Here is an 11,535-nt window from a genome sequence, read left to right on the forward strand (position 1 = left end):
CGCCGTTGCGAAAGAACGAGGGGCCATAAATTCATCGTTAGATGAATTCAGGGCTGCGGGCGAGCGAAAACCCAGTCGGCTTCGGTGGAGAGCTCGGGCCGGAAGCGGTAGCCGTCTAGGTCGAAGGCCTTGAGGTCGGCGGCCTTCTCGATGCGGCCGTCGATGATGTGGCGGGCCATGCGGCCGCGGGCCTTCTTGGCGTAGAAGCCCAGCACCTTCAGGGTTCCGGCCTTCTCTTCCTTGAAGTGGCAGGTGACCACCGGCAGCTTCAGGGCCTTGGCGTCGACGGCGCCGAAATATTCCTGGCTGGCCAGGTTCACCAGCGTCGGGTCCGCGTGGCCGGCGGCGGCCTCGTTCAGCGTCTTGGCGATGGTCTCGCCCCAGAAATCGTAGAGGGTGGCGCCGCGCTTGGTCTTCAGGCGGGTGCCCATCTCCAGGCGGTAGGGCTGCAGGGCGTCCAGCGGCCGCAGCACGCCATAGAGCCCCGACAGGATCCGCAGGTGGTCCTGCGCCCATTCCAGCGAGGCGCGGTCCAACTCGCGCGCCGCCAGGCCGGCATAGACGTCGCCGTTGAAGGCGATCACGGCCTGCAGCCCCTCTTCGACCTGCGGGTCGAAGTGCTGAAAGCGTTCGCGGTTCAGGTCGGCCAGCTTTTCGGAGATGTGCATCAGCCGGCGCAGGTCGGCGGCCGTCAGCTTGCGCGTGACCTTGGCCAGCTCGGCGATCTGCGGCTTCAGGGCCGGCGTCGTCAGCGGCAGCACCTCGCTGGGCGCGGTGAAGTCGAGCGACTTGGCGGGAGAGATGACCATCAGCATGGGGGTGCAGATAGAGGCTTTGGCCCCGCTTCGCCAGCGGTGGCGGCGCTTCTTGAGGCCGTAAGGGTAGTGCGCTGTCGAATGTTTTGGCTCGTCATCCCGGAAAGCGCGCAGCGCTTGTCCGGGACCCAGGGGCCGGTGCAGCGCGGTCGCCCCTGGGTCCCGGCTCTCCGCTTCGCCGCGGCCGGGATGACGATGAATTCGTGCGGCGGGAGGTAAAGCCCCTCACGCCAGCGTCAGCACCAGCGGTCCGTTGCGCGTCGCCACCAGGGTGTGCTCGTACTGCACGGTGGGCTGGTCGCGCGGCGGACGCAGGGTCCAGCCGTCGTCCAGTTCCTCGACCCAGTCGGCGCCCAGCGAGAGGAACGGCTCGATGGTGAAGACCAGGCCCTCGGGGATCGTTCGCCGGTCGCGCGGCTCGCGCCAGGTGGGGATCTCGCGGGGCTCGTCGTGCAGCGAGCGGCCGACCCCGTGGCTGGCCAGGTTGCGCACCAGGCTGTAGCCGTTCTTGTCGGCGAAGGTCTCGATGGCGCCGCCGATCGCGTTCAGCCGGCCGCCGGGCTGCACGGCCCGGATGCCCGCCCACATCGCCCGCCGCCCGTCGCGGCACAGGCGCTCGATGCGCTTGGTCGTCGGCGGCACGGAGAAGCTGGCGCCGGTGTCGCCGAAATAGCCGTCCAGCTCGGCCGAGACGTCGATATTGATCAGGTCGCCGGCCTTGATCACCGTGTCGCCGGGAATGCCGTGGGCGCAGTCGGGACCCACCGAGATGCAGGTCGCGCCCGGGAAATTGTAGGTCAGCTCCGGGGCCGAGCGCGCGCCGTCCTTCTCCAGCAGGGCGCGGCCGATGTCGTCCAGCTCCCTGGTGGTCATGCCCGGCTCCAGCGCGGCCCCCATGGCCGCCAGGGTGCGGGCCACCAGGGCGCCGATGACGCGCAGCTTCTCCAGCTGGTCCTCGTGTTCAATGGTCACGGCAGGGTCTCGACGGCCTTGGCCGCTTTGGGGCCGTCAGGCCCGGGATCATCGCCGTCCACGCCGGCCTCCCGCAGTTCGCGCGCCACCAGTTCCTGGAAGGTCAGGTGCGGGTGCAGCTCGCACAGCATGCCGATCCTGATCCAGAACGCCGCCTGGCCGTTGATCGACCGGTAAGACGCCTTGCTGGCCCGCCGCAGCTGCTCGTGCAGCTCGTCCTCGATATTGACGATGCCCATGGGATATCTCGATCATATACGTTTCGTATATGCAATATATGGTCTGCATGGGGCCGAAGCAAGGGGAAGCGGACTTGACCTTGTTCTTGTCCGCGCGGTCCGACGCGCGGTCTATGCCGCCTTTGCCGGCGCGGACGTCCGCGAGTTTGAGGCGGACCCGGTCAACTCTCTTCCCTTGCCGTCCTTCGCCGAGAGTTTGAAGGCGCGATCGAAGATGAAGGCCCCATAGAAGACGATGGATGCCACCATACTGCTGACGATCGCTACCAAGTGCCAGCCATCAACAATGTTTCTGGGGCTAAAAGTGGGTTATATTACTATAATTGATATGACAATGAGGCAAGATATGGCTCCAAAGAGCGTACCTTTTAGACCTAGCTTGGCGAGCATGTATTTGAATTCTATTTCCTTTAATTTGATAATCGTGTTGTCGCTTAATGTTCTGTCGCTTGAAATTATTTCATTTACATCGATAGCTTCATGCATCGCTTTTACCTCTCGCGTTGGTTTGATTGATGTGTCGGCATATTCCTTACGCTGGCTTTCACAGATTGGTGCGTGAGCGGGAAGAGGGCGACGCAGGGCGCAATGTCCCGCCCCGTGAGGGGCCATTGCGCCCTGAGCCCTACTCGGCCGCCGCCGACGATGTCGAAGCCTGCTGCCCCTTCGCCGCCGCGATCAGTTGGCGGGCGTGGGTCTGGACCTGGCGCAGGGTGGCGTTGGTCATGACCTGGGTGGTGTCGTTCAGCGCGTCGGTCACCCCGAAATAGGTCGGGTAGGCGGCCAGGTGGTTGGCGACGATCAGGCCGAAGAAGTCCTGCAGGCTGGCGTAGTCGACGTCCGGCGGCGTGGCCGCGAAGGTCTTGTGGGCGATCGGGGTGTAGGTCTTGAAGGCGAGCAGGCCGTCGGCCAGCAGGTCGATCGAGCCCAGCAGGGCGTCCATCTCCAGCTTGAACGCCAGGTCGCCGGTGTTGGTGAAGAAGCCCTTCAGATGCACGTCGTTCCAGGCGGTGGGCACGATGTCGTGGGCGTTGACGATGTCGGTGTTGAAGGGCGTCGGGCCGGTGTCGGCCGGCTGCGGGTAGAAGTGGGTGTAGAGGGCCGCGAAGTCCGGATTGCCGGGCGTCGGGCCGGCGCTGGGCAGGGCCAGGTGGGTGATGCCCGGGAACGGGCCGCCGTTCTGGCCGATCACCGCCGTCGCCAGGGTCGGCGACAGCGCCCCGCCCAGGCTGTGGCCGGTGAAGATGATCGTCCCGCCGGTGTTGGCCTTGGCCCAGCCGGTGACGAAGGCCTGGATGCCGCCGCTCTTGGCGTCCGACATCGCCAGCAGGGCGGTGATCCCGGTGTGGGTGGCGTGCGAGATCTTCGGCGACGGCGCGCCCGTGAAGCCGCCGTCGCCATAGGCCCAGTCGACCTGGCGGACGATCGCGAAGTCCTCGGCCAGCCAGTCGTAGGCGTCGTCCTCGTTGGTGCCGGCCATGGCCACCACCAGGCAGGGCGATCCGTCCACCGAGGCCTCCGCCGCGTACAGCAGGTTGTCGGCGTAGTAGAGCGCGGTCGGGTCGTCGCCGTCGTGGCTGGCCGCCTCGGGGCCCCAGACGACCGACCAGTCGGCGATCTGGCCGGCGTTGTCAGTGACGAAGGCGGCCACCGCCTGGGCCACGATGGCTTCCAGGTTGGCCAGGGTGTCGACCTTGTCGCCGGCGGCGTTCGACAGCCAGGACAGGCAGAAGGCCTGCTGCTGCAGGGTCAGGCTCGAAGCGGGCATGATCGCCTCCCATGTTGGCTTTTGATGGCGCGCGGCTCGGCCGGCGCGGAGGGCACGATAGCACGACTTCAACTTGAGGATGTGATCTGCCGCACAAGGCGATGGATCAGGGTTCGGCCGCGGCGCCGCCGGTCTTTCCTTTCCCGCGTCGCAGGTTAGGAAGGGGCCATGAACCAAACCCTCGCCCTCGCGGCCGCCCTGGCCTGGCCGCTGCCGATGATCGTCGCCCTCTACTTCGTGGCCCGCACCAAGGCGCTGAAGTTCCGGGTGATCTGGGCGGTGCTGTGCTTCGTCGGCGTCGGGGCGTTCTGGATGAAGCCCTCGACCGGCGAGTGGGGCTTCGTGCCGTTCGCTATCAACATCCTGGGTCCGGGCGCGGCGAACGGCCTGCTGAAGGCGACCTTCCCGGCCGGGGCGGTGCTGTCGCTGATCATGGTCTATTTCGCGCGGCGGCGGGCCAGGGCGGCCCTGGGCTAGCGACGGCCTAGAACAGCACGCGCGGGTTCATGATCCGCTGCGGGTCGAGCGCCGCGCGGATCGCGCGCAGGGCGGCGACCTCGACCGGGTCCTTGTAGGCCAGGGCTTCGGCCGTCTTCATCGCCCCCAGGCCGTGCTCGGCGCTGATCGAGCCGGAGAAGCTGGCGGCGATGTCGTGGACGATGCGGGCGCCGTGCTCGCGCAGGGTGTCATGGGCGTCGTCGTCGGCTCCGGAGGCCTTCAGCACGTCGTAGTGCACGTTGCCGTCGCCCACATGGCCGAAGGCGACGATGCGGGTTCCGGGAAAGGCCTTGTCGATCGCCGCATTGGCCTGGCCGATGAACAGCGGGATCTTCGAGACGGGCACCGAAACGTCGTGCTTCCACACCGCGCCCTCGGGCTTCTGGCCGGCCGAGTGACCCTCGCGGATGTGCCAGAAGTCCTTCATCTGGGTCTGCGTCTGGGCGACCGCCGCATCGGCGATCAGGCCGTTCTCCAGCGCGCCGGCCAGCAGGCGTTCCAGCGCCGCCTCGGCCGCGCCGGGCTCGCCGCTGGCGATCTCGATCAGCACGTACCAGGGATGCTCCGTAGGCAGAGGATCGCGCAGGCCCGGCACGTTGCGCACGGTCAGGGCGAAGCCCAGGCGGCCCATCAGCTCGAAGGCCTCGACCGCGCCGCCGGTCTCGTCCTTGGCGCGGGCGAGCAGGGTGATGGCGTCCTCCGGCGAGGCCAGGCCGACGATCGCCACGGCCCGCGAGGCCAGGGGCGCGTGCAGCTTCAGGGCCGCGGCGGTGACCACGCCCAGCGTGCCCTCGGCCCCGATCAGCAGCTGCTTGAGGTCGTAGCCGGTGTTGTCCTTGCGCAGGCGCTTGAGGCCGTTCCAGATCTCGCCGTTGGGCAGCACCGCCTCGACGCCCAGCACCTGCTCGCGCATCATGCCGTAGCGCAGCACGGCCGTGCCGCCGGCGTTGGTCGAGATCAGCCCGCCGATGGTGCACGAGCCTTCCGACGCGACGCCCACCGTGAACCGCCGCCCGACGCTCGCCGCCTGCTGGTGGGCTTCGTAGAGGGTGACGCCGGCTTCCAGCACCATGACGTCGTCCAGGGCGTCGACGTCGCGCACGGCCCGCAGCTTCTCGGTCGACAGCAGGATCTCGCCCTGCGGGATCTGGCCGGCGACGAGACCGGTGTTGCCGCCCTGCGGGGTGATCGCAACGCCCTCGGCCGCGCAGATGCCCACGACGGCCGCCACCTCGGCGGTGGTGCGCGGGGTGACCAGCAGCGGCGTCGCGCCTTTCCAGCGTCCGCGCCATTCCACCAGCTTCGGCGCCAGCCGCTCGGGATCCTGGCTCCATCCGCCCTCGCCCAGAACGGACTTCAGGCGCGAGACGACATCTGCGGGAACGAGCTTGGTCATGGCCCGGGAGAATAGGGCGGAACGGGCGGCGATTGAAGCGCGCTCAGCCGCCCAATCCCGCCCGGATCTGCTGCATGATGTCGGCCTCGGCGATCTTGTCGTCCCGCGCCAGCATCAGCGCCTTGGACAGGATGATCGACAGCATCCGGTCGCCCTCGAACGGCAGGTAGACGTCGTCGGCGGCGCTCGCGCTTGGCCCGGCTGGCACGATGCAGAGATAGCGGCCCGACGGGTCCATCATGATGTTCCCCGAGCCCAGGTGGATCCGGTAGTCCGACAGCTTGCCCCGGACGCGCAGGGCGTGGCCGTCGAGCGAGAAACGGTCGGCGAAGGCCAGGGACGGCAGGATCTGGGCCAGCACTTCGCCCCGGACCTTGGCACCGACGTCGGGCGGGGCGTTGGCGTGGGCGGTCCAGTACTCGTTGGCGTGGCGACGCCAGTCGTTGGGCGCGACGGCCTCGCGTCCGCCGTCGGCCCAGGTCGGGTCGTTGCCGATCGAGGCCACCGCCACGCACAGGTCGACCTCGCGCATGATCTCCGAGAAGACCAGCGGATCGACGGCGTCCAGCGCCATCGCGGGCCGGCGATGGCCGTCCTCGGTCAGCTGGCCGAACAGCACCCGGTCGCTATGGACGTAGATGAAGGCCTGGCTTTCGGTGACCGGCGGCTCGTCGTCCTGGGGCGAGGCGATCCACCACTGGGCGTAGAGGCCGTGAGCCGGCAGCGGCTTGTAGGTGGGGTCGTCGTTGGGCGTGTCGGCCCAGATCTTGTGGCGCGCGCTCCAGCCCCGCGACTTGGCCAGGGTCATGTACTGGTGCTGGCGCAGGATGTGGCCGGCGAAGCGGTTGGAATAGGTTGCGGTGTCGCGCTCGGCCGGGGTCAGGGGATAGAGCTGGCGGTGGGCCTGGGCGAAGGGCTGGACGATCCGCCGCTGCATCAGGAAGCCGCGCCAGTGGGCGATCTCGTCGTCCCGGCTCATCAGCGGGTGCCACAGGCGCACGCGGGCCTCGGGCGTGTCGCCGACGACCGAACCGTGGCGGTCGCGCAGGGCCTCGCCGTCCCAGGCGACCTGCCGGGCCTCGCCCGCGCCGTCCAGCCGCCACACCAGGCGGCGGGCCAGGGCGCCGGCCAGCGGATGGTCCAGCCAGCGCGCGCGCCAGTCGTCCCACGACCAGTCGCGGCCCGAGAGGTAGCTGTCCTCCAGCCGTTGCTTGAGCACGGGCAGGGTCTTGTCGATCTCGACGGCGGCCTGCTTGAGGGCCTTGATCTCCTCGGTCGCCGCCTCGTCGCCCTTCAGGGCGGCCGGCTGCGACTTCAGCGGCTTGCCGGCGGCGGTGGCGAAGCTCAGGCGGGCCCGGCCGGTCTCGACCGCCAGGGTCGCGACATAGTCGCCCAGCGCCTGCTCGAGCCGGCCCGGCTCCTCCAGCCCGCAGGTCGGCGTGGCCAGTTCCTCCAGGTCGGCCACCGGCAGGCCGGCGACCTGGGCGGCTTCGCTCATGGCCTGGTCGATCAGGGCGGACAGGCGCTCGTCGCGCACGGTCCGCTTGATGCGGCCCAGGGCCATCACCGCCCTGACCGAACCGATCTGGCCCAGCGACCAGACGCAGGCGTTGGCGACCGCCAGCGAGCGGTATCGCGGGCCGTGATACTCGCCGGCGACCTTGGCCAGCATGCTCTGGGCCACGCCTTCCAGGGCGTCGACCGCCTCGTCGTCGGGCCAGGCGGACAGCATCCAGGCCGCGCCCTTGGCGAAGGTGACGTCGGTTTCCGCCGGCTGCAGCGGCGGCGGCGGGAGGGAGGCGTCGGTGACCGCTTGGCCGTCGTGCAGCCAGAGCATGAGGGTCTCGTACCGGCTGGCGTGGACCAGCGCCGAGGCCGGGTGCATGCCGATCGCCGACGGCGCGCGTTTCAGCAGGAATTCGTACTCGCTGGGCGTCTTCCAGCCGGCCTGGGCCTTGCGCAGCGACTGGGGCGTACGCAGGCCGCGCAGGGTCTCGATCAACAGGGTCTTGGACCGGTCGCGGCCCAGGTCGCGCGCCAGGGTCTCGGCCGTCTTCAGCCACTTGGCGCTGGGCCGCGCGCCCTGGCTTTTGGACGCTGCGTCCCACAGGCGCTCCAGGTCCGAGCCCGGCGCGGGAAGCGCCAGTTCCGGCTCGTCGGCCTCCAGCGGATAGGCGGCCTTCCACGCGCGCCAGGCCTGGGCGCGCTCCCCCAGCCATTCGAGGCTGGGGAAACGATAGGCCGGGTCCATGGCGTGACGCCAGAACGGCCACATCACCTGGGTGTCGGCCGCCAGGGGCGGGTGGCGCGGCGGATCGTAGTTGTGCGCCAGCAGGATCTCGACGCCTTCGGGCGGATCCAGCGCCATGATCTCGCCGACCGTGGTGCGGTTGAAGGTGATCGGTGGCCGGCCGTCCGGAGACGCGGCCAGCAGGCGATCGCGCCACGCCTCCAGTTCGGCGGCCCAGGCGAAGGCGCGGGTCATGACGGCCTCGGCGTCGGCCCTGTCCTCGGCAAGCGTCGGCGGCGTCCGGCCGCTGATCCGGCGCAGATGGGCGCGGGCGGCCTTGTGCATGTGCGACCGCTTGATCCGCAGCACGACCAGGGCTTCGGTCGTCTCGAGCAGTTCGCGATCGCCCGGGGCGTCCAGGACCACGCCCGCCCGGGCGATCTGCTCGAGGACGCCTTCGATCGCGCCCTCGATATAGTGGTCGCCGCCCGGCAGCCCGTGCACGACGCGGCGAAAGAACGTCCGGGCGCGCTCCGGCGAGGTGCAGGCCTGGTCGGCCAGGTCGCTCAGCAGTTCGTGCAGCAGGCCCGTCGCCGTGCTGTGGGTGTACTGCGCCGGTATGGGAAGGGCGAAGGCGCGGGCCTCCCGCCACCAGTCCTCCACGGAGTCGTAGAGCGCCGCCCGCTCATCAGCCGACAGCGCCGCCATCTGCCGCCGCATCACGGTGACGTAGGGCTCCTTGGGATTGCGCGGACAGGCCTCGGCGATCATCGCCTTGACGTGAGCGGCGGGGGACGACGGCGCCTTGGCGCCGAGGCCCAGCAGCTTCCTGAACATGGTCTCAGCCCCCGCGCAGCGGGGTCAGGCGCAGGAAGGTCACCGTCGCGCCGGGGGCGAAGGCGATGACCTCGTCAAGGGTTTCGATCTGGCGGTTGTCGGCCAGCAGCAGGAAGCGGCCGCGCTCGAAGGCCTCCAGGGCGCGGGCGACGACGGCGTCGCGGCCGTCGGTCAGGGCCACGCCCAGCGCCGATCGCGGCCGCTCGTCGTCGACGCCTACATCGACGCTGGCGGCGGCCCGGTTCTCCCACTCCAGGATCACCCGTTCGGCGATCAGGTCGCGGGCCCGGATCTCGACGCGGTCAGCCCAGGGCAGGGCGCCGGCGGGCGTCGGAACGCCCAGGTCCTGCTGATCGAACAAGGCGATGGTCTGCACGCTTAACTCCGGTCGAGACGCTCGTCTCAACCTTAGCGTCGCCGCCGCCGCGCGCAATCGCCCTCGGCGGTCCTACTTCCCGTCGCGGAACGGGTCGGCCGGGTAGACGCCCAGGATCTCGAACTTCTCGGAAAAGAACTGCAGCTCGTCGAAGGCCAAGGCGAGGCTGCGGTCCTCGGGGCGGCCGTCGACCTCGGCGTAGAAGAAGGTGGCCGTGAAGGCGCCGTTCTCCATGTAGCTCTCGAGCTTGGTCATGTTGACGCCGTTGGTGGCGAAGCCGCCCAGGGCCTTGAACAGGGCCGCCGGCAGGTTGCGCACCCGGAACACGAAGCTGGTCACGCAGCGGTGGGTGAACGACGGGGCCGGCGGGGCCGGGTCGGCGGTCATCACCAGGAAGCGGGTGGTGTTGTGGCGCTCGTCCTCGATGTCGCGGGCCAGGATGTCGAGATCGTAGATCTCGGCGGCCAGGGCCGGGGCGACGGCGGCGCGGGTCGGGTCGGGCTTGGCGGCCAGGGCCTTGGCCGCGCCGGCGGTGTCGCCCGCGCCTTCCTTGGCCAGGCCCAGGCGCTTGAGGCTGTGGCGGCACTGGCTGAGCGCGATCGGCATCGAGACGGCGGTGGTCACGGTGTCCAGCGTCACGCCCTTGTTGGCCATCAGCTGGAAGCGGATCGGCTTGAAGCGCTCGCCGATGATCTTCAGGCCCGAGGCGGGCAGCAGGTGGTGGACGTCGGCCACCCGGCCGGCGATCGAGTTCTCGATCGGGATCATGCCCAGCTGCGCGGCGCCGGTCTTGATGGCCTCGAACGCCTCCTCGAAGGTGGCGCAGGGCAGGACCTCGTAGTCGGGGAAGTAGGTGCGGCACGCCTCGTGGCTGTTGGCGCCGGGCTCGCCCTGGAAGGCGATCTTCTTGAGGGTGCTCATCTAGCTCTTCAGTTCTTCTGCGCGTGGTCGCGCGCGGCCTGCAGGTCGGAAGGATTGTCGACGGAGATCGGGGCTTCGGCGGCCACCGCCGCGCGGATCGTCAGGCCCAGCTCCATGGCCCGCAGCTGCTCCAGCTTCTCGCGCTGTTCCAGGGCCGAGGGCGGGGCGGCGTTGAAGGCCTCCAGCGCGGCGCGGCGATAGCCGTAGATGCCGATGTGGCGCCAGACCGGCGCATCGCCATAGAGCGTCGAGCGGGTGAAGTAGAGGGCGCGGCCACTGTTCCCACCGGCGTCCATGGCCAGCACGGCCTTGACCACGTCGGGGTTGGACCGGTCGTCGGCCGAGGCTTCCGGCGCCACCACGGTGGCGATGTCGGCGTCGGCGTGGGCGGCCAGCTGACCGGCGCAGGCCGACAGCACCGCCGGATCGACGAAGGGCATGTCGCCCTGCAGGTTGATGATCACGTCGTGGGCGCCGTCCGGGTCCAGCACCGCCAGGGCCGCCAGGATGCGGTCGGAGCCCGAGGGCAGGGCCGGATCGGTCAGGACGGCGCGGCCGCCGGCGGCTTCCACGGCCGCCACGATCTCCGGATCGCCGGCCGCCACGGCCACCGGGCCGATGCCCGCGGCCTGCGCCTGGCGCAGCACGCGCACGATCATCGGCAGCCCGCCGATGTCGGCCAGCGGCTTGTTCGGTAGGCGGGTGGCCGCCATGCGGGCGGGGATGAGGACGATCGGGTTCATGGCGTACCGGCTGAGGGCGAAACACGGTTCGCCCGGGTTGCGCACCGGCCGGTAGCGTGTCAGAGACCGGAGCGCAACATCGCGCGTGGGACGACCATGGGGGGACCCGCGTTCATAAATCAGCATCGCCTGTAAAAGGCGGGCTAAAAGAGGCTGACAAGGCTGAGATGAGCGACCTGACGTTCAACAAGATTTTCGGCGGCGTGCTGCTGACGGGCCTGGTCATCTTCGGCCTGCGCGAAGCCTCCGACATCGTCTTCAAGAAGCACGAAGTCGAGAAGGCCGGCTACGAGATCGCCGTCCAGGAAGACACCGGCGGTGAAGGCGCCGCGGCCGCCGAGGTTCCGCCGGACTGGGGTTCGGTGATCCTGCTGCCGGCCAACATCGAGGCCGGCAAGGCCGTCTCGGCCAAGTGCGCCTCGTGCCACAACTTCGATTCGGGCGGTCCCAACGGCACCGGTCCCAACCTCTTCGGCACCCTGGGCAAGCATCCGGGCACGCACGCGGGCTTCGCCTATTCGGCCTCGATGGTCGATTTCGGCGCCAAGAACCCGCAGTGGGACTACGACCATGTCGACCAGTTCCTGAAGGCCCCGGGCAAGTACATCTCGGGCACCAAGATGACCTTCGCGGGCCTGAAGAAGCAGGAAGACCGCATCGCCATCATCGCCTATCTGCACAGCCTGGGCTCGACCCTGCCCGTGCCGGCGCCCAAGCCCGCCGCCGCCGCGGCTCCGGCC

11 protein-coding genes and 1 pseudogene are annotated in these 11,535 nt (G+C 69.3%); 2 read left to right on the forward strand and 10 right to left on the reverse strand.

Features of this window, described 5'->3' with window-relative positions:
• Positions 1–47: 47 nt before the first annotated feature.
• The 5 genes and pseudogenes from yaaA to AC07N1_RS22830 all read right to left on the reverse strand — a co-directional run bounded on the left by yaaA (position 48) and on the right by AC07N1_RS22830 (position 3,794).
• Positions 48–815 carry a peroxide stress protein YaaA gene (gene yaaA, locus AC07N1_RS22810; RefSeq protein WP_494673866.1) on the reverse strand — a complete coding sequence of 256 codons (768 nt, stop codon included), beginning with the start codon at positions 813–815 and terminating at the stop codon, positions 48–50.
• Positions 816–908: 93 nt separating this feature from the next.
• Positions 909–1,007: pseudogene (locus AC07N1_RS22815) on the reverse strand (hypothetical protein); the annotation flags it as partial.
• A 33-nt stretch (positions 1,008–1,040) separates the two neighbouring features.
• Positions 1,041–1,787 carry a type I methionyl aminopeptidase gene (gene map / locus AC07N1_RS22820; RefSeq protein ID WP_494673867.1) on the reverse strand — a complete coding sequence of 249 codons (747 nt, stop codon included), beginning with the start codon at positions 1,785–1,787 and terminating at the stop codon, positions 1,041–1,043.
• Positions 1,784–2,026, reverse strand: coding sequence for a ParD-like family protein (locus AC07N1_RS22825; protein WP_494673868.1), 243 nt, complete (start codon positions 2,024–2,026; stop codon positions 1,784–1,786). Before AC07N1_RS22825 ends, map begins: the two co-directional genes overlap by 4 nt.
• 625 nt (positions 2,027–2,651) lie before the next feature.
• Positions 2,652–3,794 carry a lipase family protein gene (locus tag AC07N1_RS22830; protein ID WP_494673869.1) on the reverse strand — a complete coding sequence of 381 codons (1,143 nt, stop codon included), beginning with the start codon at positions 3,792–3,794 and terminating at the stop codon, positions 2,652–2,654.
• Positions 3,795–3,962: 168 nt separating this feature from the next.
• Between AC07N1_RS22830 and AC07N1_RS22835 the strand changes: the two genes are divergently transcribed.
• Positions 3,963–4,271, forward strand: coding sequence for a hypothetical protein (locus AC07N1_RS22835; RefSeq protein WP_494673870.1), 309 nt, complete (start codon positions 3,963–3,965; stop codon positions 4,269–4,271).
• Positions 4,272–4,278: 7 nt separating this feature from the next.
• On the opposite strand, the gene AC07N1_RS22840 is transcribed toward AC07N1_RS22835, so the two are convergent.
• From AC07N1_RS22840 to AC07N1_RS22860, 5 genes are all read right to left on the reverse strand, one after another.
• Positions 4,279–5,688, reverse strand: coding sequence for an FAD-binding oxidoreductase (locus AC07N1_RS22840; protein WP_494673871.1), 1,410 nt, complete (start codon positions 5,686–5,688; stop codon positions 4,279–4,281).
• A gap of 43 nt (positions 5,689–5,731) precedes the next feature.
• Positions 5,732–8,755, reverse strand: a complete 3,024-nt coding sequence (locus AC07N1_RS22845) for a DUF4132 domain-containing protein (protein ID WP_494673872.1) — start codon at positions 8,753–8,755, stop codon at positions 5,732–5,734.
• Positions 8,756–8,759: 4 nt separating this feature from the next.
• On the reverse strand, positions 8,760–9,131 hold the full coding sequence (locus AC07N1_RS22850; RefSeq protein ID WP_494673873.1) for a hypothetical protein: 372 nt from the start codon (positions 9,129–9,131) through the stop codon (positions 8,760–8,762).
• A 72-nt stretch (positions 9,132–9,203) separates the two neighbouring features.
• Positions 9,204–10,052, reverse strand: a complete 849-nt coding sequence (locus tag AC07N1_RS22855; protein ID WP_494593796.1) for a prephenate dehydratase — start codon at positions 10,050–10,052, stop codon at positions 9,204–9,206.
• Between the two features lie 8 nt (positions 10,053–10,060).
• Positions 10,061–10,795, reverse strand: a complete 735-nt coding sequence (locus AC07N1_RS22860) for a 3-deoxy-manno-octulosonate cytidylyltransferase (protein WP_494673874.1) — start codon at positions 10,793–10,795, stop codon at positions 10,061–10,063.
• A gap of 167 nt (positions 10,796–10,962) precedes the next feature.
• Here AC07N1_RS22860 and AC07N1_RS22865 point away from each other — a divergent pair.
• A partial coding sequence (locus AC07N1_RS22865; RefSeq protein WP_494673875.1) for a c-type cytochrome occupies positions 10,963–11,535 on the forward strand: 573 nt, incomplete at its 3' end.

The sequence above is a fragment of the Caulobacter sp. GW821-FHT09B11 genome (genome assembly GCF_059418205.1).